Raw genomic sequence first — 20,148 nt, forward strand, 5'->3', positions numbered from 1 at the left:
TAAAATTGCGTGGCGAGCTACAGTGGCTTGCATTTTGTTCACCTATTGTTCATGATTGCAGCATGATATCCAGCCTTCAACCCGGCCAACTTCTGGCGCGCGGCACTTGCCGCCATCTGCGCGATCTGGGCTATGCCTGCGTAACCGAACTGGTGCCTGTGCGGGGCCTTAGGGTGGATGTGATGGCGCTGGGGCCAAAAGGGGAAATCTGGGTGGTTGAGTGCAAATCATCCCGTGCCGATTTTCAGACGGATCGCAAATGGCAGGGCTATCTGGAATGGTGTGACCGGTATTTCTGGGCTGTGGATCAGGAGTTTGACACCGATCTGTTACCATCCGAAACCGGCCTGATCATTGCCGATGCTTTTGATGCCGAAATCATCCGCAATGGTCCGCAGACCAAACTGCCCGCCGCGCGGCGCAGCGCCCTGACACGCAAATTCGCCCGCCATGCCGCCACCCGTCTACAGCGGTTGATGGACCCCGATGCGGGCGCTATTTTCCACCCATGACAGTTTTCGCCGCCGCGGTCAGTTCCTCGGCGATTTCCAGCGCCTCTTCCGGCGAGAAATCCATCGGCAGGTCGATCCCCTCGGCCTCGATATAGATGCGGACCATGCCCAGCGAGGTGGGGCCGATCTGGATATTTGCGGTGATATCGCTTTCACTGTCGATGCTCATATTCGGGTCTCCGGTTGAATGAATGACAGCGATACGCAGATTCATCCTCTTTTTCAAGCATGGCCTCTTGCAAAGCACATCATCGGGCGCTAATTGGGCACCGTGTGCCGGCGTAGCTCAGTTGGTTAGAGCGCTTGATTGTGGATCAAGAGGTCCCCCGTTCAATTCGGGGCGCTGGTACCATCCAAACCGATTTCCCGCAAATCCCCGTCAACCATGACCAAAGACAAGCTGTTGCCTTTGGTGTAACAACCCCCTATCTGGGCCGCTTGCGCCCTGCCGCCCCTATTTTGAAAGACCAAAACGCCGTGACCGACCTATCCGACCTGATAACCCCGCTGGCCCGTGCGCTCACGCGCAAAGGCTATGAAACACTGACCCCTGTGCAACAGGCGATGTCGGACCCAGATCTGGTGGGGCGCGATGCATTGGTATCGGCGCAGACCGGCTCGGGGAAAACCGTGGCCTTCGGGATTGCGATGGCCTCTACGCTGCTGGACGGCGACGAAAACTTTGGCCGCGCCGGTGCCCCCAAGGCGCTGATCATCGCGCCAACGCGCGAGTTGGCGTTGCAGGTGATGCGCGAATTGCAGTGGCTCTATGCCGAAACCGGCGCACGATTCGGCTCTTGTGTGGGCGGCATGGATGCGCGCACCGAACGGCGCACGCTGGATCGTGGTGTTCACATTGTTGTCGGCACGCCGGGCCGCTTGCGCGACCACCTGACACGCGGCGCGCTGGATCTGTCCGATTGCGCCTGTGTGGTGCTGGACGAGGCCGACGAAATGCTTGATCTGGGCTTTCGCGAAGATCTGGAGTTCATTCTGGACGAAGCGCCCAAGGACCGCCGCACCCTGCTGTTTTCTGCTACGGTGTCACGTCCGATTGCGGTGTTGGCCAAAACCTATCAGCACGATGCGGTGCGGATCGAGACCAAGGGCGAGACCAAGCAACACAGCGATATCGAATACCGCGCTTTGGTCGTAAAACCGGCGGACAAGGAAAACGCGATCATCAATCTGCTGCGTTATTACGAGGCACAAAATGCGCTGGTGTTTTGCGCCACCCGCGCCGCCGTGAACCATATGACCGCGAAATTCAACAATCGTGGCATGTCGGTTGTAGCGCTGTCGGGCGAGCTGAGCCAGAACGAACGCACCCACGCGCTACAATCCATGCGCGACGGGCGTGCGCGGGTTTGTATTGCCACCGATGTTGCCGCACGCGGGATTGACCTGCCAGGGCTTGATCTGGTGATCCACGCGGACCTGCCGCAAAACAAAGAGGCGCTGTTGCACCGCTCGGGCCGGACCGGTCGGGCGGGGTCCAAAGGGGTTTCGGCCCTGATCGTGCCAATGAGCCAGCGCAAAAAGGCCGAACGTCTGTTGGGCTGGGCCAAGGTTACCGCAAAATGGGACACACCGCCCACCGCCAAACAGGTCGAGGAACGCGATAACGAACGCCTGCTGGAAGGTTTCAAGGTCAGCGACGAAGTGGATCAGGAATTCGTGGCAAAACTGCTGGCGGCCCATACGCCGGAACAGATTGCAGCGGCCTATATCACACAATATCGCGATCAGCGCTCTGCACCGGAGGAACTGCAAACCGTTTCAGTCACAGGGCCGGACGTGCGCAGCCCGCGTGACGAATTCGCCGAAAGCACATGGGTATCGCTGACCATCGGTCGCAACCAAAAGGCCGAGCCGCGCTGGCTGTTGCCGATGCTGTGCCGCGCCGGTGACATCACCAAACGCGATATCGGTGCGATCCGGATGCAACCGGACGAAACATTCGTGCAGTTGAACGCGCAGATTGCCAGTGATTTCATGAAGGCACTGGGCGGCAAGAAAGAACTGGAAGAAGGCATCAAGGTGACGGTGCTGGACACCCCGCCGGACCTTGGCCCACAACCACGCGGCAAACCCCAAGGCGGCAAGAAACGCCCCTATAAACGCCGCGAAGGCGAGGATGACCGGCCTGCTTACAAGGGCAAGAAAAAGTGGGACAGAGACCGCGACGGTGGCAAGCCCGCTTATAAGGGCAAGGGTGATCGGGACGGTGGAAAGCCGGCCTATAAAGGCAGGGATGACCGCGATGGTGGCAAACCGGCCTATAAAGGCAAAAAGAAATGGGACAGCGCCGATGGTGACAGCCCCCGCACGCCTTACAAGGGCAAATCCAAATGGGATACGGACGGGGATAAACCGGCCGCCAAAGGCAAGCCCAAGTCGGCCACGAAATACGACAGCAAACCGCGCCACAAAGAGGCGCCCAAGTCTGATTTCGCACCAAAATTCGGTGGCGAAGCAGATGCGATGCCCAAACGCAAAGGTGGCAAGCCACGGCCCAAGAACCTAGGGGCCAATGATCGGGGCGGTGCACGCAAACCGCGCCACAAAGACAGCGGCAAGGGCAAGTTCGCCAAACCTTCGGGTAAGAAGAAGACATCCAAGCCGATGGGCAAGAAACGGACCTAGCCACGAGTAAAGAAAAAAAGGGCGCGTCTGTCTGGACGCGTCCTTTGTCGTTTCAAGCGCTAATACACCTAGCCCAGCGGATCAGGCCCATAGCTGTTTTCGCCGGTCGTGCCTTTCAGGAACCCCAGTTCGATCAAGGCCCATATGCCGACCACAAACGAGATCAGGCCAACCACCATCGCAATTGATCCCGGAACAAGCATTTCAAATTCACCCATTCCAAACATGGATCGCATCCGGCCAAATCCCATCATACCAGAAGTTTCCATGACTTCTTTCATATCCACAACGGTGTAGTCTATCCTGAATGCCTTCATCAGATTTGAAACAATGCCGGGCAGAAAGAAGATCAGCAGCCACGGCATTGCCGGTTTGTTGCGGTCATGCAGGCGCTTTACGGTGATGGCCGCTGCGGGGAAAAGCAGGATAATGGTTATAATCAACGGGGCCAATCGTGGGATGCTGCCTGTTCTGGCTATAAACGAACCAAGTATAAAAACAGATATAAACGAGATCAGTATCAGCCCGAGAATTCCCAGCCAGAAGGAACTGCGGGAAATCCGTCCGTCAAATGAAGTAAAAAGTTCCATTGGTCGCTCCTGATAATTGCTTGATAATTTTTGGTTACTTAAAGTTGTAGCGCCCATTAGGAGAAAATCAAATATATTCGAACAGCGATCGTTAGTACTCAATTCTGACTGTCTGCTGCAATTCCCCGCTATCCGCGTCATAGATTAAAATTTCGTCCCTGTCCGTGACCACGGCATACCACCCTTTTCCCGTCGTAAATGCCGTCGCGCGCGTGCCGTCGGGCAAAGTGATGCTTGCAGGCAGATCAAGGCCCGTGGCCACCGGCGCGGGTTTGCCATTAATCCGCATGACAAGCAGGCCAATGATCACTACAACGCCCACAATCATTGTGCCGGTCAGGGTTGTCACCAACCGGCGCAGGAATTTCAGGTTGGCCGGCTCTTCCGGCTCAAGCGGGGCGTCATTCATGGCTGAAACATCCTCTGATACAGTAACGGTGGTGATCGGGCCAAACCCGTTCCCGCGTCTTGATAAGGCGTTATCAAAGGATGTGCCAGAGGGCGCGAACCTTAGCCGCTCGCGTCTGACCAAGCTGATCGCCGCCGGCATGGTGCGCCTGAACGGGGTGGTCGAGGTGAACCAGAAGGCTAAAGTGGCCGAAGGGGATGTGGTTGAAATCACTGTTCCGGTTGCCAGCGAAAGCCATATCGAGGCCGAGGATATTCCCCTGACCGTGGTGTTCGAGGACGACGATCTGATCGTCATCAACAAGCCCGCCGGAATGGTGGTGCATCCGGCCCCGGGCACGCCAAACGGCACTTTGGTCAACGCCCTGATGCATTATTGCGGCGACCGGCTGTCCGGCGTTGGCGGCGTGGCGCGGCCCGGAATTGTGCACCGGATCGACAAGGATACCTCTGGCCTGCTGGTGGTCGCCAAATCGGATGTGGCGCATCAGGGGCTGGCGGCGCAGTTTGAAAAGCACACGGTTGAACGGCGCTATCTGGCGGTGGTATACGGCGCGCCGGATGCGTCCGATCCACGGGTGCGCGGGGTGAAGGGCGTGAATTTCGAGGCCGGGAACATCATGCGCATCACCACGCAACTGGCCCGCCACAAAACGGATCGACAACGGCAGGCGGTGCTGTTCGGGTCTGGTCGCCATGCGGTCACGCGGTCGCGCATTATCCAGACCTTCGGGGAGCCGGTGGTGGCGTCATTGATCGAATGTTGGCTGGAAACCGGCCGCACCCATCAAATCCGCGTGCATATGGCCCATGCCGGTCACAGCCTGATTGGCGATCCCACCTATGGCGGGCGGCGCAAGCTGTCGCTCAAGGCGGTGGGCGAGGCAGGACAGGCCGCCGCGCGGGCCTTTCCACGGCAAGCGCTGCATGCGGCGACATTGGGGTTCAAACACCCTGTCAGCGGCGAGGCTATGCGCTTTCAGGCAGAAATGCCCGAAGATATGGCGCAATTAATTGCCAATCTGACACGCAAAAGCACATCAACGTGAGCTTTTGTCACAAAGATGGACGTTTTTTCATGTTATATTCATATGGAGTTAACATAGAAAGACCTCTGCATGAGGCCATGGCTTTCGGTTGAAGCAAGATTTCGGCCGCCCACCTTGCGCCCCTGCGGGTCCGGCGGACAGACGGGTGGCGGGGTTTGGGGCTATGCGATTGCGGGGGTTTGCGGGTTGAGGGTGATCCTGTTTGCGGCCTTGAGCAGGTTTTGCGCGATGGCGGCCATGACCATCTGGGCATGCACCCTGGCGCGCCCGAAATATCTCGCCCGCTGCAGGCCGAAGAGGCGTTTCATCGTGCCGAAAGTCTGCTCGATGCGGAAGCGGCGTTTCGAAATCAGCCGGTTGAAGCGTTTCTCCGATTGCCGCAGGGGGCGGCCGCGCGCTGCCTTGCGCAGGATGCCGTCGCGGTATTTGCCGCGCAGCATCTGGCGGTTGGCCTTGCTCGCATAGGCCTTGTCGGCCAGCACCCGCTGCGCCTTTGCGCCCGCGATCATGGTGGCGAATTCGGGGCTTTCGGCGGCATTGGCGGGCGTGGTGTGCACCTTGTCGATAAAGCCCTCTTCGTCGCAGCGGGCAAAGCCCTTGTAGCCGAGCGTGCTCTTGCGGCCCTTCTTGACCCAGCGGGCATCAGGGTCGGCGCTGAAATGCAGCTGTGCCCCGTCGGGTGAGACCTCGGGCGGATCATCCGGCGTCCCTTCCCTTGCCCCGTCCTCTGCCCGGTCCTGCGGGGCGTCGATATGGGTGCGCGGGCGCGCCGCCGCCGCGATCAGGGTCGCATCAATGATCGCCGCCTCAGCCTCTTTCAGCTTCAGCCCATGCGCCTCGATCTGGCGGCAGACCTCGGCCAGCAGCTCATCGTAAACGCCACCCCGGACCAGCGCATTGCGGAACCGGCAGTGGGTCGTCTCATCCGGCACCGACGCGTGCAGATCGAGCCCGCAGAACAGCATGAAATCCAGCCGCACCTTCAAGGCCCGCTCCAGCTTCGGGTCGCTCAGCCCGTGCCACTGGCCAACCAGAAGACACTTGAACAGAACCAGCGGATCATAGCCCTGAGGCCCGATCCCCGAGCGCCCCAGACCGCGCCGCAGGATCGGCAAAAACGAGTTCCAATCCATCAGCGCGTCGATCTTCGACAGAACGTCATCCGCGCCGATCCGTGCCGCCGCTTCGTGCAGGAAAAGGTCCATCTATTCACCCCAGAGATTTCCCGGCTAGCTTACCAAAACGGCCAACCCGGGGGAATCCCGATGTTATGCAGAGGTCTTATAGACTGAATATTGACAAAACGCAGGAAGAAACTTGAAGTCTGCGAAATCGTGACTACCTGAATGTTAACGCAATAAACATAACTGCGAAGAGGGCACTGAACTTGGGTAATTATACAAATCTCCCGGCACCTACCCCTGAAGGGGGGTTGAACCGCTATTTGCAGGAAATCCGCAAATTCCCGATGCTGGAGCCGGAAGAGGAATACATGCTGGCCAAACGCTGGGCCGAAACCGAGGATTCGGAAGCGGCGCACAAGCTAGTGACGTCGCACCTGCGGCTGGCAGCGAAAATCGCCATGGGCTATCGCGGCTATGGCCTGCCCACAGCCGAGGTGATTTCCGAGGCCAACGTCGGTCTGATGCAGGCGGTGAAACGGTTTGATCCGGAAAAAGGCTTTCGTCTGGCGACCTATGCGATGTGGTGGATTCGCGCCAGCATTCAGGAATATGTGCTGCGGTCGTGGTCCTTGGTGAAACTGGGCACCACCAGCGCGCAGAAAAAACTGTTCTTCAACCTGCGCAAGGCCAAGGCGCGCATCGGTGCGCTGGAAGAAGGGGACATGCACCCCGATAATGTCAAGCGCATTGCCACTGATCTGGGGGTCACTGAAAAAGAGGTGATCTCGATGAACCAGCGGATGGCGGGCTCTGATGCCTCGCTGAACGCGGTGGTCGGCTCTGAAGGCGAAGGCACCATGCAGTGGCAGGACTGGCTTGAGGATGAAAACGCCGATCAGGCGGGCGATTACGAAAAGAAAGACGAATTGGACGTGCGTCGTGAACTGCTGGTGCAGGCGATGGAGGTTCTGAATGACCGCGAAAAGGACATTCTGGAACAGCGCCGCCTGCGCGACAAGCCGGTGACACTGGAAGAACTGTCCGGCCAGTACGATGTATCGCGCGAACGTATCCGCCAGATCGAGGTGCGGGCGTTCGAAAAAATCCAGAAACGGATGCGCGAGTTGGCCAAGGAAAAAGGCCTGCTGGAACCCGCATAGGCCGTCAGGGCTAGGCCCATAAATCCCGCGCGACGGGTTAATCGGACAAAGGCGGCGATTATGCCGCCTTTTTGATGTCTTGCGGTCGGGCAGCCCTTGTATGCGCGCCCCCTGCCCCCTAGGTTAAGCAGTGGCGGGTTCTGCCTTTCTCGTAAACGGGGTTCAATTCCGGTGGCCTTACTCAACCGAAAGGGAGCTGGCTCTGTCTGGATCCTGGTCCATTTACCCGGCACCCACCTGTACATACAGGTTCTCGGGAATTTACGCACCCCACGGCCTGCGCGGGCCCGCCACTTTTGGATTCCTAAAAAAATGCCGCTGGTTATTAGGCTGGTTATTAGGTTGTGGGTCTGGCTTACGGAGTTTGAACAAAGCTACTGTATGGCGACTAAAGTCGTGTCTATATTTATTGATGCTTCTGAGAGAAAATCCAAAAGATCGCTGACGGAATTTACAGTTCGTCTCTTGGCTTGATTTAACTTTGAGGTCATTCTCGGCGTTGATAATATAACACTTTGAAAACTCGAGACCTGCCTGTGAACGTCACCCAGTGTCGACTGCATGGTCTCAAGTTCTTTAACAAGGTTTTTGACATCATCTGCACTGCTCATGGTTGTGTCTCGAAAGTGGTGGAAATTGATTTCAGGCACCTCCGAGCGGGTTGAGTTATGCGCCGGTCAGGCGGCTTGGTCAAGGGTTGCGTCGGCGACGGGCTGAGCGAGCGTTTCCCAGCCATCGACCTTTCGCATGACGATCTGCCCCGAGGCCATCAGAGCCCAAAGCAGCATCGGCACGGTCTCGGCGCATGGCAGCACGGTCTGGGTCTTGATGCGGCGGCGGAATTCCTCGTTCAGGCGTTCGATCGCATTTGTCGTTCTGGCCGATTTCCACTGGCCTTGTGGCAGACGCGTGAAGGTGAAAAGCTTATCTCCTGCTTCTTCCAAGCTGTCAGCGACGGCCTTGCATTTCAGCCGCCATTTTCGCAGAAATGCCTTGCGGCGGGTGGCGATTTCCTCGGGTGTTTTGGCGTAGATCATGTCGCGGTAATCTTCTGTCAACTCATCATGCATACGCTTGGGTGCCTTGGCCAGAAGGTTGCGGTGCTTGTGCACCGTGCACCTCTGGATCGGCAGATCTTCACCCCAGAGGGCAATGAGAGCGACCTCAAGTCCCGGTGCCCCGTCCACGATGACAAATTCGGGCCGTTTCAACCCGCGCGCATCCAGATCGTTGATGAACTGACGCCAGGCGGAGGTGCTTTCGCCGCCCATGTTCATCAGTGATAACAAGACCTTCTGCCCATCCCGGCGCACGCCAATCGCGGCCAGAACCGAGATATTGGTGGCCTTCCTGTCAATCCGCGTTTTGATCACGGTGCCGTCCAGGATCAGCCGCACGATGTCTTCATCCGCAAGGCTGCGGGCGCACCACGCCTGCCAGTCCACCTTCACCTTGCGCCAGGCGCGGCTCACCACATCCTTGCTGACCGCCCCCTGAAACAGGCCGAACAGGGCGCGTTTTACCCGCCGTGTGTTGGTGCCCGAAAGGTAGACAGCAGCGATCAGCGCCTCGGCCTTCTTCGTCAGCCGCTGGTAGCGGGGCAATGCCTTCGAGCGCCATTCTCTGGCCTTGCCGGCCTCGCCTGTGATCCGCGCACGCGGCACGCGCACCGTTTCGGTTCCAAATGTTCCGACCAGTTGCCGCTCGCGATGCCCGTGGCGGTATCCGGCCTTTGCCCCGCCGCTGCGGCCATACCGGCAACGGCCCAGAAACTGCTCCAGCTCCTCTTCGAAAACCGCCTCGATCGTCGCGCGGATGTTCTGGCGCAGCCGGTCTTCAATCGGGTCATAGCCTGCTTCATTGGCCAGTAGCGCGGATGTCGATGTTGCTGTATTCTTTGTCATGGCGTGATCTCCTTGGCGGTTCCAGCCGCCGGTTGGGTGGCTTCGATGCACCCGGAGATTACGCCGTCCTCGAATTTCCACCAAACTCGCGACACTACCTTCTACCCGCATCCCGAAACTGGCAAACTCTGGGGCGCAAATCAGTCTTTAAATACATATGGGAACCTCTAAAAATCCCCCAAAATCCGGCCTGACGGGGTAGAATCGTCATCAGGATGAAAATGATTCGACCGACGGGGTTTTGTCATGGGTCAGATGGGATTTTTTGATCTTTCCAGCCGATACGCGGGACTGGACAAATCTGGTGATCCGCTGGTGTTGCTCAACGACATGGTGCCGTTCGAGGATTACCGGGACGAGCTGAAGGCCATATGGCGCACGCCGCCCGAACAGCGCAAATCCAACGCTGGCCGCCCGCCTTGGGATGAGGTGCTGATATTCAAGACGATGGTTTTGCAGCAGCTCTACAACCTCTCTGACGATCAGATCGAGTATCAGATCCGCGACCGCCTGTCGTTCATGCGGTTTCTCGGCCTTGGCATTGAAGACAGCGTACCTGACGCCAAGACCATCTGGGCCTACCGTGAAAGGCTGGCCGGGGCCGGGAAGATGAAGGAGCTGTTTGACAAGTTCGATGCCTTTCTGCGCGAAAAGGGCTATCTGGCGATGGGCGGGCAGATTGTTGATGCGAGCATCGTTCCGGCGCCGCGCCAGCACAACAAAAGGGACGAGAACGAGAAAATCAAGGCGGGCGAAACGCCTGAAGAGTGGGAGGAAAAACCCCACAAGAAGCGCCAGAAGGACGTGGATGCGCGCTGGACGAAGAAGCACGGCAAGAGCTATTACGGCTACAAGAACCACATCAATGTCGACCGGCGGCACAAATTCATCCGCGCTTATGATGTCACCGATGCCGCCGTGCATGACAGCCAGGCGCTTGCCGGTCTGATTGATGCGAGCAACACCTCATCGGACCTGTGGGCCGACAGCGCCTATCGCTCGCAAAAGATCGAAAGCGAGCTGGAAGAGCGGGGGCTTCACAGCCATATCCATCACAAGGGCAGGCGCGGCAAGCCGCTTGGCGAGCGCCAGCAAAAGGCCAACCGGAGGCGCTCGAAAGTGCGGGTCCGGGTCGAGCATGTATTCGCTTTTCAGGAGCGCTCCATGGGCGGCAAGCTGATCCGCTCCATCGGCCTGAAGCGGGCGCGATTTCGCATCGGGATGATGAACCTGGTCTACAACATGAAGCGCTTCGTCCAGTTCGAATGCGGCCTGGCGGCGCCGGGATAAGGGTTCATGGGGTGAGGTGTGCCTGAAATACCCAAAACCGGCTTGAAACCGGTGAAAATGGGTTTATGATCCGAAGCAATCAGGCGGGACAGGCGAAAAACCGTCCACCCCGCCGCGAAGAAGGCGAAAACGGGAATTTACAGAGGTTCCCATATGTTTTTCTAAACCGGACGTCGGCGCACTTTGATTAAAGCTTTGATTGGTCCCTCATTGCGGAACTATGCCAGATATTCACTACCCGGCCAGTATCAATTAACCCCTACCGGCGGCGCCCCTGTCCCTCGTCCACCGGAATCGCAATCGGTTGCAGTTCCACAATCAGAGCGTCACGCTTGCCGCCTTTGGGCTCGTCGTCTTTTTCCATCCGCATGATCACGATGGCGAATTGCACACCGGCGAACACGATGCCGTTGAACATGAACAGCATCAGCGCCGCCACCCAGCCCATGCTGGAGGTGCTGACCAGATGCCACATATTCGCGATGTTCAGATACAGCATTGTGCCGACAAAAACGCCGGACAGGGCAAAGCCGAACAGGACGTTGCGGATATACAGGCTGATCAGTTTGGGCATTGGTTACAATCCTAAGCTAGATGGGTTACAATCCTAAGCTAGATGCGCTACGGGCAGTTTAGCAAAGGCTGGAATGATTCCAAGGGGTTTCTTGTCGCATTGGGCAAAAGCCGCCTAGAACGCTTCCGGCCTGGCCTCGCGCGCCATGTGGTCCAGCACGGCGTTGACGAATTTGGGTTCGCGGCCATCGGGAAAGAACGCCTTGGCGACATCCACATATTCGTTGATCACCACCTTGGGCGGCGTGTCCATGCGCAGCAGTTCGGCACCGGCGGCGCGAAACAGCGCGCGCAGGGTCGGGTCAATGCGTTTCAGAGGCCATTTTGCCACCAGCGCACGGTCGGTCATCTGGTCGATCGGCGCCTGCGCCTCGACTGCGTTTTCCAGCAGGCCGCGGAACAGGTTGACGTTGCCTTCGGCCATTTCGTCACCGTCATAGGTGGCGCCGAAACGGTGGTCTTCGAATTCCTGACGCACGGCGTCGATGGTCTGGGCGGAATGCTCCATCTGAAACAGCGCCTGCACTGCATAAAGGCGGGCGGCAGATTTCATTTGGCGTTTGTCGGTCATGCTGTGTCGGGTCCAATATCGGGGCCGCTATCGGCCATCAGGAATTCTTCGGAGGCGGGCATAAACCCGATCTCTTTCGTCTTGCGGCCCCATTTGCGCGACAATGCCACCAGATGCAAGGCCACAATTGCAGCACCGCCCCCTTTGTTCTGGTCAGAGGGGTCGGCGCGCACGTCCGCTTGTTTGCGGTTTTCGACCGTCAGGATGCCGTTGCCGATGCAAATCCCGCGCAAACCCATTTGTGAAAGGGCGCGGCTGCTGTCGTTGCAGACGGTATCGTAATGGGTGGTTTCGCCACGGATCACACAGCCCAGCGCGACAAAACCGTCAAAATTGCTGGTGGCATCGGCAATGGCGATGGCGGTGGGAATTTCCAGCGCGCCGGGCACCTCGACCAGATCATATGTGGCCCCGGCCTCTTTGATCGCCGCCCTGGCACCGGCCACCAGATTGTCGGCGATGTCCTTGTAGTAAGGCGCAACCACGATCAGCAGCTTCACGGGCTTGTCAAAGCTGGGCAGCGGCGGGGTGTAGTGCTGTTCATTGGCAGCCATCAGATCATCTCCTTCGGAATGGCGCGGGTGCCCTCGATGGACAGCCCGTAAGCCTCAAGGCCAACGACCTTGGGCAAAGGTGAATTGGTGGCCAGCACCAGACGTTTCAAGCCAAGCGCCGATAATATCTGCGCGCCAAGGCCGTATTGCTTCAGGGTGCGCGGGGCCTCTTCATCCTCGTCCGACAATTTCATTTCGGTATCGCGCAGCAGCACGATCAGCCCGCGTCCCTCGTCCGCGATCATCTTCATCGCGGCGGGCAGTTCGCAGGCGGGACTGGGGCCAAGGCCCAGAACATCCTCGAGCGGGTTCAGGGCGTGCATCCGCACCAGCACAGGGTCGTCACCTATGATATCGCCCTTGGACAGCACGATATGTTCGGCCCCTTGCGTTTCATCGGTGAATATCCGCATCATCCAGTCACCGCCGAATTCGCTGGTCACGGCCCGCACGGCGGTTTCATTCACCAGATGGTCATGGCGGCGGCGATAGGCGATCAGATCGGAAATGGTGCCGATCTTCAGGTCATGGGTTTTGGCAAATTCGATCAGGTCAGGCAGACGGGCCATGCTGCCGTCCTCGTTCATAATCTCGCAGATCACGCCCGAGGGGTTCAGACCGGCCAGACGGCTGACGTCCACGGCGGCTTCGGTGTGCCCAGCGCGCACCAGCACCCCGCCTTCACGGGCGCGCAGAGGAAAGATATGGCCGGGGATGGCGATGTCGGCGGCGGTTTTGTTTTGGTCGATGGCCACGGCCACGGTGCGGGCGCGGTCGTGGGCGGAAATGCCGGTGGTCACGCCTTCGCGGGCCTCGATCGACACGGTGAATGGCGTGTCATAGCGGCTGGAATTGCCCGACGCCATTTGCGGCAAGCCCAGCGCGTCGATACGCTCGCCGGTCAGGGTCAGACAGACCAGTCCGCGGCCGTGTTTGGCCATAAAGTTGATCGCCTCGGGCGTGGCCATCTGTGCGGGGATCACCAGATCACCTTCGTTCTCGCGGTCCTCGTGATCCACCAGAATGAACATGTGGCCGTTGCGGGCGTCCTCGATGATGTCTTCGATCGGGGAAATGGCTGAGGAAGTATCGGTCATTGATGTGTCCTGTTCAGGCGCCGAAAAAGGTTTCGGCAGTTAGGTATCCGGCCAGACGGCCAGCGGCACACCAGTCGCGTTCCAGGGCGGTGTCGCCAATGGCCACCACGCGGTCAGCGGGCAGGCTTTGCGGGGCAAGGGCGGTCAGCAGAATGGCGCGGGTTTCGCCCCATGTATGGTGCAGGCCAGGTGCGGTGATGATGGTGTCCAGCGGGATGTCTGCCTTGGCGGCCGCGCGCTGCATGTCCTGCGGGGTTAGCGGTGATTGCACGGCGACCAGACGGCCACAGCGTTGCAACGCGGCCAGTTTTTCGCTCCGGCCCACAGGCATCCCGCCGTTTGCCTTCAGCAGACGCAGCGCGTTTGAGGAAAACAGGAACGCCACCACATCATGGCCGCTGGTGGCACGGATCGAGGCATAGGATTTGTAATCCAGTCCCAATTCGGCAGCCCGTTTCACGCGGCGGCGGATTACTTCAATCGGCAGTTTGGGCAGCAGGTCGGCGCGCGCCTTGCTCCAGCAATATTTGCGAAAGCCGGTGCCGGTGGCCATTGTCGGGCCGTTGTTGTGGCCAAGGGTCATTGTCCCCACTCCCGCAATCGCGCCACATAGCGGGCCAGTGTGTCGATCTCCAGATTGACCATATCCCCGACCGCCGCGTCGCCCCATGTGGTGGCCGCTTTGGTGTGGGGGATGAAATTGATGCCAAAATCGGTGTCCTTTACTTCGTTCACCGTCAGCGACGTGCCGTTCAGCGCGACCGAGCCTTTGGGGGCGATGAAACCAGCCAGCGCATCGGGTGCGCGCAGGGTAACGCGGGTGCTGTCGCCTTCGTCCTGCATGGCGATGATTTCGGCCAGCCCGTCCACATGGCCCGACACGATATGTCCGCCCAATTCATCCCCGACCTTCAGCGCGCGTTCCAGATTGATACGTTTGCCTCTGGCCCATTTGCCAAGGTTAGTTTTATCCAGCGTTTCCGCCGAAATCTGCACGTCAAACCAGTTCTGCGGATCCGTGCCCAGCGCCACTACCGTCAGGCAAACACCATCACAGGCGATGGACGCGCCAATGTCGATGCCCGCCACGTCATAGCCGGTGCCGATCCGCGCCTGCATATCGCCCCGCATCTCGACCGCCAGAACCTGACCGATATCCGTGATAATCCCCGTGAACATTGCCGCACTCCTGTTTGTCGGACAGACCTAGCCTTTGCCGCCCTGACTCGCAATACCGCGAAAGAAACGAAATGCCGCAGGGATTGTTCCCAGAATAACCCCAATGAAAGGGAAAACGCCACACAATCGGGGGAACCCGCGACAATTAGCGAAAATTGCGTGACACAGCATGCGGTTTTGCTAGAACCATTGGCATAGTAACAATTTGTAGGGCGTTATGGGTAATATAACCGGCGCGGATCGCTGTTTTCTGTTCCTTCAGGGGCCGCATGGACCCTTTTTCAACCGGCTGGGCAAAATGCTGCATACAGCGGGGGCGCAGGTGTGGCGGGTCGGGTTCAACGCCGGGGACCGCGCGTTCTGGTCTGATAAAAGCAGCTTTATTTCCTTTGAAGAACCGCAGGAAAAATGGCCGAACAGGTTTGCCGCAATTGTCGCTGAAAAAGGCGTGACCGACATCGTTCTATATGGCGACACCCGTTTTATCCACGCAAAGGCGGTGAAGCACGCCAAAGCCGCCGGACTGACGGTGCATGTGTTCGAAGAGGGCTATTTGCGCCCCTACTGGGTGACTTATGAACGCGGCGGCAGCAACGGCCATTCCCGCCTGATGGATATGTCTGTCGATGATATGCGCAAGGTTCTGGCCGGCACCGAACTGACCAGCCCCGAGGCACCGGCCCATTGGGGCGACATGCGCCAGCATGTGTTTTATGGCGCGCTTTACCATTGGTTCGTGATGTTTAGAAACGGCGCCTACCGCCATTTCAAACCGCACCGAGATCTGGGGGTGGTGGCCGAATTCCGGCTGTATCTGCGCCGCTTGCTGATGATGCCTGCCCATTGGGTCAGCCGAAGGGTGGCGACACGGCGGATCATGCGCGGGGGGTATCCTTACCATCTGGCCCTGCTGCAACTGGAACATGACAGCAGCTTTCAGGCGCACAGCCCGTTTGCGTCGATGGCCGAGTTTCTGGAGCTGGTGATTACAGGTTTTGCCAAAGGCGCGCCAACCCATCATCACCTTGTTTTCAAAGCGCACCCGCTGGAAAATGGCCGCCTTGCCTTGCGGCGTCTCGTGGCGCATCTGGCCGAAAAACACGGGGTTGCCGATCGGGTGCACTATGTGCCGGGCGGCAAGCTGGCGCAATTGCTGGACCACGCCAGAAGTGCTGTTACGGTAAATTCCACCGCTGCCCTACAGGTGCTGCGGCGCGGAATTCCGCTGAAGGTGTTCGGGGTCGCCGTATTTGACAAGCCGGAACTGGTTTCCACCCTGCCACTGGACGAATTCTTTGACAAACCCGACCGCCCCGATATCCGCGCCTACAAAGAATATCGCCAGTATTTGCTGGAAACAGAGGTGGTCCCACTTTTTTGACCAGTCAGCAGCCAGTTTAAGATGGATCAGGGTTTCATTTAGGCTGCCAAACTCATTGGTTTTGTTTTTCTGTCATAGGCTTCATCCGGGGTCAATATTCCGTGGGTGGAATGCGGGCGCTCGGTGTTGTAGTAAGCCAACCATTTCCCGATCCCGGCGCGGGTCTGCGAACCCGTTTCAAATGCGTTGAGGTAAATGCATTCGTATTTCAAGGATCGCCAAAGCCGCTCGATCATCCGGTTATCGACCCAGCGACCTTTGCCATCCATCGAGATTTTCACGTCGGCTTCTTTCAGCGCCTGCGTCCATTCAAACCCGGTGAACTGGCTGCCCTGGTCGCTGTTCATGATATCGGGCTTGCCGTATTTGGCCATAGCCTCTTTCAGGGCTTCAACGCAAAAATCTGCCTCCATGCTGTTTGACAATCTCCAGCTCAAAACCTTGCGGCTGTGCCAGTCCATGATCGCGACCAAATAGAGGAACCCGCGCTGCATCGGAATGTAGGTGATATCTACGCACCACACATGGTTTGGACGATCAATCGTCAGGTCTCGCAGCAGATACGGGTAGATCTTATGCTGCGGATGTTTCTTGCTCGTGTTGGGCGTCTGGTAGATCGGAACCAACCGCATCAGCCGCATCAAACGGCGGACCCTGTGGCGACCACACTTGTAACCTTGGCGCTGCATGTGCCGGGCCATTTGCCGTGATCCATACCACGGCGTCTGCAAGAATTGCTTGTCGATTATTGTCATGAACCGCAAATTTTCAGCACTTTCGCCTTTTGGCTGGTAATACAGGTTCGAGCGCGCCAGAGAAAGTAGCCCGCATTGTCGTCGCACACTCAGATCATGCTCACGGCTCACCATTTTTTGCCTCGCTTCCCGAGCAACTGTTGCGAGGCGTTGGCTAAAAAATCCCGTTCCACGACCAGCTGACCAATCTTGGAGTGCAGCTTCTCAATCTGGGCTTCATCAACCCGATCAGGATCACGGCCCCGTCTGGAAAATGCCGTGGCCATGTTTTCAATCGCTGCTCGTTTCCATGTGCCAATCTGGGTTGGATGCACACCATACTTCTTCGACAGCTCCGCCATCGTCATTTCCTCGCGGATTGCTTCAAGCGCAACGCGGGCTTTGAATTCGGGAGAATGGTTCTTTCGTTTCGTCATTTTGAATCGTCTTTCTCATAAGTCGATCCACCTTAACAACTGGTCCGAATTTCCGCGACCACCTCTAACATCACAAATTCCGGGCGGGTTTTATTCGGCACGCGGGCGGGATCAGTTGATGCGACTGGCGGTTGATTTGGTGCTGGCCCCACAAGACCCATACGATGCGCTTAAGGCAGGAAACGCGGCACCAAGGCAACAGTTGCACATCGTTAACTAGTCACACCGCAATCAGGGACTGGATTAAATAACCTGTTTCCCGTAACTTGCCACCCAATCTTGAGGCTGATAATAATAATGTAAAGGGAACCTCTAAAAATCCCCCAAAATCCGGCCTGACGGGGTAGAATCGTCATCAGGATGAAAATGATTCGACCGACGGGGTTTTGTCATGGGTCAGATGGGATTTTTTGATCTTTCCAGCCGATACGCGGGACTGGACAAATCTGGTGATCCGCTGGTGTTGCTCAACGACATGGTGCCGTTCGAGGATTACCGGGACGAGCTGAAGGCCATATGGCGCACGCCGCCCGAACAGCGCAAATCCAACGCTGGCCGCCCGCCTTGGGATGAGGTGCTGATATTCAAGACGATGGTTTTGCAGCAGCTCTACAACCTCTCTGACGATCAGATCGAGTATCAGATCCGCGACCGCCTGTCGTTCATGCGGTTTCTCGGCCTTGGCATTGAAGACAGCGTACCTGACGCCAAGACCATCTGGGCCTACCGTGAAAGGCTGGCCGGGGCCGGGAAGATGAAGGAGCTGTTTGACAAGTTCGATGCCTTTCTGCGCGAAAAGGGCTATCTGGCGATGGGCGGGCAGATTGTTGATGCGAGCATCGTTCCGGCGCCGCGCCAGCACAACAAAAGGGACGAGAACGAGAAAATCAAGGCGGGCGAAACGCCTGAAGAGTGGGAGGAAAAACCCCACAAGAAGCGCCAGAAGGACGTGGATGCGCGCTGGACGAAGAAGCACGGCAAGAGCTATTACGGCTACAAGAACCACATCAATGTCGACCGGCGGCACAAATTCATCCGCGCTTATGATGTCACCGATGCCGCCGTGCATGACAGCCAGGCGCTTGCCGGTCTGATTGATGCGAGCAACACCTCATCGGACCTGTGGGCCGACAGCGCCTATCGCTCGCAAAAGATCGAAAGCGAGCTGGAAGAGCGGGGGCTTCACAGCCATATCCATCACAAGGGCAGGCGCGGCAAGCCGCTTGGCGAGCGCCAGCAAAAGGCCAACCGGAGGCGCTCGAAAGTGCGGGTCCGGGTCGAGCATGTATTCGCTTTTCAGGAGCGCTCCATGGGCGGCAAGCTGATCCGCTCCATCGGCCTGAAGCGGGCGCGATTTCGCATCGGGATGATGAACCTGGTCTACAACATGAAGCGCTTCGTCCAGTTCGAATGCGGCCTGGCGGCGCCGGGATAAGGGTTCATGGGGTGAGGTGTGCCTGAAATACCCAAAACCGGCTTGAAACCGGTGAAAATGGGTTTATGATCCGAAGCAATCAGGCGGGACAGGCGAAAAACCGTCCACCCCGCCGCGAAGAAGGCGAAAACGGGAATTTACAGAGGTTCCCTAAAGGAGACCCGGCGTAATGTTTACGGGTTCAAAACTGGCCAAAGCAGTGGCCCTGACCGCGGCTGTTGCCGTGGTTTCTTCGTGCGGGTTGCCCCGTTCCGGCCCAACCAAACGCGAAATCATTTCGGGTTCGGTTGAAAAAGATGGCAATGCATTTGTCGTAACGGTAAACGACCACGTCGCACGCGTAACCAATGTAATTCCGGCGCTCGGGTTTTCCAAAGCCTTTATCAATGCCGGTGTTGTTGGATCTGACACCATCCATGCAGGGGATGTTCTTGGACTGACCATCTGGGAAAATGTTGATGATCCTTTGCTTGGCGCGCCGGGTACCAGTGCCACGCCTTTGCAGGAAGTACAGGTAGATGGTGCCGGATTTATCTTTATCCCCTATGCCGGTCGCATCCGCGCAGCGGGCAATACGCCCGAAGCATTACGGCGGGTTATCACCCAGAAGCTGGACAAACAAACGCCAGACCCGCAGGTTCTGGTCAGCCGTCTGGCCGGGGACGGCGCAACGGTTTCGATTGTGGGCGGCGTTGGCGGCCAAGGGGTTTACCCGATCGAGCGGCCCACGCGCACGCTGGGGTCAATGCTGGCCAAAGCCGGCGGTATATCTGTTGAGCCGGAAGTAACGCAAATCACCGTGATCCGCGGCAACAAGCAAGGTAAAATCTGGTTCGAGGATCTGTACAAGCATCCGGAACTGGACATCCCCCTGCGGGGCGGCGACCGTATCCTGATCGAACAGGACACACGTGACTTTACCGCCCTTGGCGCAACGGGTGCACAAAGCCGGGTGAAATTCACCTCGCAACATCTGTCTGCGATGGAAGCAATTGCGCAGGTCGGCGGGCTAAGCTCGAACTTTGCAGACCCCAAAGGTGTATTCGTATTGCGTGAAGAACCGGCAAAAATTGCCAATGCCGTTCTAAATCGCAAGGATTTGCAGGGGGAACAGCGCATGATCTATGTGCTGGACCTGACCAAACCGAACGGTATTTTCGTGGCCCGGGATTTCATGATCCGCGATGGCGATACCATCTATATCACCGAAGCGCCATTCGTGCAGTGGAGCAAAACACTGTCCGCATGGATGGGCACGCTGAATTCGGCCAATACGATAAACACATTGGCGGGCAACTAGGGATTGATGCCTTTGCGTGATGAAACACAGGCCGCCGACGGGGAAACCCGCCGGCGGCTTTTTGTTTATAACGGCGGTTTTCTGACCCAAAGCCGCATCCGGCGGATTTTGCAACTGGCAGGTTACGACATCAAGCTGGGCAAGCCATCGGACGGGGATATGGTCGGGGTCTGGGGCAAAAGCCCGACATCCCCACGGGGCGAA

22 protein-coding genes, 1 tRNA gene and 1 pseudogene are annotated in these 20,148 nt (G+C 57.9%); 12 read left to right on the plus strand and 12 right to left on the minus strand.

The genetic code is table 11. From position 1 onward, the window contains the following. Nucleotides 1-62 precede the first annotated feature (62 nt). Complete coding sequence (locus tag ACQY4M_RS07115) at nt 63-512, plus strand: MmcB family DNA repair protein (protein WP_428542572.1); 450 nt, start codon at nt 63-65, stop codon at nt 510-512. On the opposite strand, the gene ACQY4M_RS07120 is transcribed toward ACQY4M_RS07115, so the two are convergent. Further along, nucleotides 496-681 (minus strand): DUF6324 family protein, encoded by a 186-nt coding sequence (locus tag ACQY4M_RS07120; protein WP_428542575.1) that lies wholly within the window; start codon nt 679-681, stop codon nt 496-498. The two genes, ACQY4M_RS07115 and ACQY4M_RS07120, sit on opposite strands and share 17 nt — an antisense overlap. Before the next feature lie 106 nt (nt 682-787). Between ACQY4M_RS07120 and ACQY4M_RS07125 the strand changes: the two genes are divergently transcribed. Both ACQY4M_RS07125 and ACQY4M_RS07130 read left to right on the plus strand, forming a co-directional pair. Beyond that, a tRNA-His gene (locus ACQY4M_RS07125) sits at nt 788-864 on the plus strand. A gap of 125 nt (nt 865-989) precedes the next feature. Further along, nucleotides 990-3,158 carry a DEAD/DEAH box helicase gene (locus tag ACQY4M_RS07130; protein WP_428542578.1) on the plus strand — a complete coding sequence of 723 codons (2,169 nt, stop codon included), beginning with the start codon at nt 990-992 and terminating at the stop codon, nt 3,156-3,158. A gap of 68 nt (nt 3,159-3,226) precedes the next feature. Here ACQY4M_RS07130 and ACQY4M_RS07135 read toward each other — a convergent pair whose 3' ends face one another. Beyond that, nucleotides 3,227-3,748: a DUF805 domain-containing protein gene (locus ACQY4M_RS07135; protein WP_428542581.1), complete on the minus strand. Its 522-nt coding sequence runs from the start codon at nt 3,746-3,748 to the stop codon at nt 3,227-3,229. Between the two features lie 91 nt (nt 3,749-3,839). Beyond that, nucleotides 3,840-4,157 carry a DUF6476 family protein gene (locus ACQY4M_RS07140; protein ID WP_428542584.1) on the minus strand — a complete coding sequence of 106 codons (318 nt, stop codon included), beginning with the start codon at nt 4,155-4,157 and terminating at the stop codon, nt 3,840-3,842. On the opposite strand from ACQY4M_RS07140, the gene ACQY4M_RS07145 reads away from it, so the two are divergent. Then, a complete protein-coding gene (locus tag ACQY4M_RS07145; protein ID WP_428542587.1) occupies nt 4,156-5,205 on the plus strand; it encodes an RluA family pseudouridine synthase in 1,050 nt (349 codons plus the stop codon). The two genes, ACQY4M_RS07140 and ACQY4M_RS07145, sit on opposite strands and share 2 nt — an antisense overlap. 161 nt (nt 5,206-5,366) lie before the next feature. On the opposite strand, the gene ACQY4M_RS07150 is transcribed toward ACQY4M_RS07145, so the two are convergent. Continuing rightward, nucleotides 5,367-6,410 (minus strand): IS5 family transposase, encoded by a 1,044-nt coding sequence (locus tag ACQY4M_RS07150; protein WP_428539221.1) that lies wholly within the window; start codon nt 6,408-6,410, stop codon nt 5,367-5,369. A 182-nt stretch (nt 6,411-6,592) separates the two neighbouring features. On the opposite strand from ACQY4M_RS07150, the gene rpoH reads away from it, so the two are divergent. Beyond that, nucleotides 6,593-7,489 carry an RNA polymerase sigma factor RpoH gene (rpoH, locus tag ACQY4M_RS07155; protein ID WP_428542590.1) on the plus strand — a complete coding sequence of 299 codons (897 nt, stop codon included), beginning with the start codon at nt 6,593-6,595 and terminating at the stop codon, nt 7,487-7,489. Between the two features lie 677 nt (nt 7,490-8,166). Here rpoH and ACQY4M_RS07160 read toward each other — a convergent pair. Beyond that, nucleotides 8,167-9,393 carry an IS256 family transposase gene (locus tag ACQY4M_RS07160; protein WP_428539582.1) on the minus strand — a complete coding sequence of 409 codons (1,227 nt, stop codon included), beginning with the start codon at nt 9,391-9,393 and terminating at the stop codon, nt 8,167-8,169. Nucleotides 9,394-9,639: 246 nt separating this feature from the next. Between ACQY4M_RS07160 and ACQY4M_RS07165 the strand changes: the two genes are divergently transcribed. Continuing rightward, nucleotides 9,640-10,683 (plus strand): IS5 family transposase, encoded by a 1,044-nt coding sequence (locus tag ACQY4M_RS07165; protein WP_428539227.1) that lies wholly within the window; start codon nt 9,640-9,642, stop codon nt 10,681-10,683. A gap of 65 nt (nt 10,684-10,748) precedes the next feature. Beyond that, nucleotides 10,749-10,874, plus strand: a complete 126-nt coding sequence (locus ACQY4M_RS07170; RefSeq protein ID WP_428542593.1) for a hypothetical protein — start codon at nt 10,749-10,751, stop codon at nt 10,872-10,874. A gap of 68 nt (nt 10,875-10,942) precedes the next feature. Here the strand turns inward: ACQY4M_RS07170 and ACQY4M_RS07175 are convergent, their stop codons facing one another. The 6 genes from ACQY4M_RS07175 to ACQY4M_RS07200 form a co-directional block, all read right to left on the minus strand. Then, on the minus strand, nt 10,943-11,257 hold the full coding sequence (locus ACQY4M_RS07175; RefSeq protein ID WP_428542596.1) for a hypothetical protein: 315 nt from the start codon (nt 11,255-11,257) through the stop codon (nt 10,943-10,945). A gap of 114 nt (nt 11,258-11,371) precedes the next feature. Beyond that, complete coding sequence (gene nusB / locus ACQY4M_RS07180; protein ID WP_428542599.1) at nt 11,372-11,827, minus strand: transcription antitermination factor NusB; 456 nt, start codon at nt 11,825-11,827, stop codon at nt 11,372-11,374. After that, nucleotides 11,824-12,381: a 6,7-dimethyl-8-ribityllumazine synthase gene (locus tag ACQY4M_RS07185; RefSeq protein WP_428542602.1), complete on the minus strand. Its 558-nt coding sequence runs from the start codon at nt 12,379-12,381 to the stop codon at nt 11,824-11,826. The genes nusB and ACQY4M_RS07185 overlap by 4 nt, the downstream gene beginning before the upstream one ends. Further along, a complete protein-coding gene (gene ribB, locus ACQY4M_RS07190; RefSeq protein ID WP_428542605.1) occupies nt 12,381-13,478 on the minus strand; it encodes a 3,4-dihydroxy-2-butanone-4-phosphate synthase in 1,098 nt (365 codons plus the stop codon). The genes ACQY4M_RS07185 and ribB overlap by 1 nt, the downstream gene beginning before the upstream one ends. 13 nt (nt 13,479-13,491) lie before the next feature. Beyond that, nucleotides 13,492-14,061 carry a hypothetical protein gene (locus ACQY4M_RS07195; RefSeq protein ID WP_428542608.1) on the minus strand — a complete coding sequence of 190 codons (570 nt, stop codon included), beginning with the start codon at nt 14,059-14,061 and terminating at the stop codon, nt 13,492-13,494. Further along, nucleotides 14,058-14,657 (minus strand): riboflavin synthase, encoded by a 600-nt coding sequence (locus ACQY4M_RS07200; protein ID WP_428542611.1) that lies wholly within the window; start codon nt 14,655-14,657, stop codon nt 14,058-14,060. The genes ACQY4M_RS07195 and ACQY4M_RS07200 overlap by 4 nt, the downstream gene beginning before the upstream one ends. Before the next feature lie 217 nt (nt 14,658-14,874). On the opposite strand from ACQY4M_RS07200, the gene ACQY4M_RS07205 reads away from it, so the two are divergent. Continuing rightward, entirely contained in the window at nt 14,875-16,038 is a 1,164-nt protein-coding gene (locus tag ACQY4M_RS07205) for a capsule biosynthesis protein (protein ID WP_428542614.1), read from the plus strand. Nucleotides 16,039-16,076: 38 nt separating this feature from the next. Here the strand turns inward: ACQY4M_RS07205 and ACQY4M_RS07210 are convergent. After that, a protein-coding gene (locus ACQY4M_RS07210) for an IS3 family transposase (protein ID WP_428539245.1) occupies nt 16,077-17,209 on the minus strand; the annotation gives its coding sequence in 2 pieces (ribosomal slippage) (nt 16,077-16,957 and nt 16,957-17,209; 1,134 coding nt in all). Nucleotides 17,210-17,276: 67 nt separating this feature from the next. Here ACQY4M_RS07210 and ACQY4M_RS07215 point away from each other — a divergent pair. The 4 genes and pseudogenes from ACQY4M_RS07215 to ACQY4M_RS07230 all read left to right on the plus strand — a co-directional run. Next, nucleotides 17,277-17,429: pseudogene (locus ACQY4M_RS07215) on the plus strand (capsule biosynthesis protein CapA); the annotation flags it as partial. Nucleotides 17,430-17,600: 171 nt separating this feature from the next. Beyond that, on the plus strand, nt 17,601-18,644 hold the full coding sequence (locus ACQY4M_RS07220) for an IS5 family transposase (protein ID WP_428539227.1): 1,044 nt from the start codon (nt 17,601-17,603) through the stop codon (nt 18,642-18,644). Between the two features lie 169 nt (nt 18,645-18,813). Next, on the plus strand, nt 18,814-19,944 hold the full coding sequence (locus ACQY4M_RS07225) for a polysaccharide biosynthesis/export family protein (protein ID WP_428542617.1): 1,131 nt from the start codon (nt 18,814-18,816) through the stop codon (nt 19,942-19,944). Between the two features lie 6 nt (nt 19,945-19,950). Further along, a partial coding sequence (locus ACQY4M_RS07230) for a hypothetical protein (protein ID WP_428542620.1) occupies nt 19,951-20,148 on the plus strand: 198 nt, incomplete at its 3' end.

This window comes from Profundibacter sp. (assembly GCF_965277155.1).
Taxonomy (GTDB): domain Bacteria; phylum Pseudomonadota; class Alphaproteobacteria; order Rhodobacterales; family Rhodobacteraceae; genus Profundibacter.

Excerpts from the sequence above, each read along its gene's own strand:
- ACQY4M_RS07150 (WP_428539221.1), bottom strand. The coding sequence starts at position 6,410 with ATGGACCTTTTCCTGCACGAAGCGGCGGCACGGATCGGCGCGGATGAC.
- ACQY4M_RS07135 (WP_428542581.1), bottom strand. The coding sequence starts at position 3,748 with ATGGAACTTTTTACTTCATTTGACGGACGGATTTCCCGCAGTTCCTTC.
- ribB (WP_428542605.1), bottom strand. The coding sequence starts at position 13,478 with ATGACCGATACTTCCTCAGCCATTTCCCCGATCGAAGACATCATCGAG.
- ACQY4M_RS07120 (WP_428542575.1), bottom strand. The coding sequence starts at position 681 with ATGAGCATCGACAGTGAAAGCGATATCACCGCAAATATCCAGATCGGC.
- nusB (WP_428542599.1), bottom strand. The coding sequence starts at position 11,827 with ATGACCGACAAACGCCAAATGAAATCTGCCGCCCGCCTTTATGCAGTG.
- ACQY4M_RS07225 (WP_428542617.1), top strand. The coding sequence starts at position 18,814 with ATGTTTACGGGTTCAAAACTGGCCAAAGCAGTGGCCCTGACCGCGGCT.
- ACQY4M_RS07185 (WP_428542602.1), bottom strand. The coding sequence starts at position 12,381 with ATGGCTGCCAATGAACAGCACTACACCCCGCCGCTGCCCAGCTTTGAC.
- ACQY4M_RS07145 (WP_428542587.1), top strand. The coding sequence starts at position 4,156 with ATGGCTGAAACATCCTCTGATACAGTAACGGTGGTGATCGGGCCAAAC.
- ACQY4M_RS07195 (WP_428542608.1), bottom strand. The coding sequence starts at position 14,061 with ATGACCCTTGGCCACAACAACGGCCCGACAATGGCCACCGGCACCGGC.
- ACQY4M_RS07205 (WP_428542614.1), top strand. The coding sequence starts at position 14,875 with ATGGGTAATATAACCGGCGCGGATCGCTGTTTTCTGTTCCTTCAGGGG.
- ACQY4M_RS07200 (WP_428542611.1), bottom strand. The coding sequence starts at position 14,657 with ATGTTCACGGGGATTATCACGGATATCGGTCAGGTTCTGGCGGTCGAG.
- ACQY4M_RS07175 (WP_428542596.1), bottom strand. The coding sequence starts at position 11,257 with ATGCCCAAACTGATCAGCCTGTATATCCGCAACGTCCTGTTCGGCTTT.
- ACQY4M_RS07160 (WP_428539582.1), bottom strand. The coding sequence starts at position 9,393 with ATGACAAAGAATACAGCAACATCGACATCCGCGCTACTGGCCAATGAA.
- ACQY4M_RS07115 (WP_428542572.1), top strand. The coding sequence starts at position 63 with ATGATATCCAGCCTTCAACCCGGCCAACTTCTGGCGCGCGGCACTTGC.
- ACQY4M_RS07165 (WP_428539227.1), top strand. The coding sequence starts at position 9,640 with ATGGGTCAGATGGGATTTTTTGATCTTTCCAGCCGATACGCGGGACTG.
- ACQY4M_RS07140 (WP_428542584.1), bottom strand. The coding sequence starts at position 4,157 with ATGAATGACGCCCCGCTTGAGCCGGAAGAGCCGGCCAACCTGAAATTC.
- ACQY4M_RS07170 (WP_428542593.1), top strand. The coding sequence starts at position 10,749 with ATGATCCGAAGCAATCAGGCGGGACAGGCGAAAAACCGTCCACCCCGC.
- ACQY4M_RS07220 (WP_428539227.1), top strand. The coding sequence starts at position 17,601 with ATGGGTCAGATGGGATTTTTTGATCTTTCCAGCCGATACGCGGGACTG.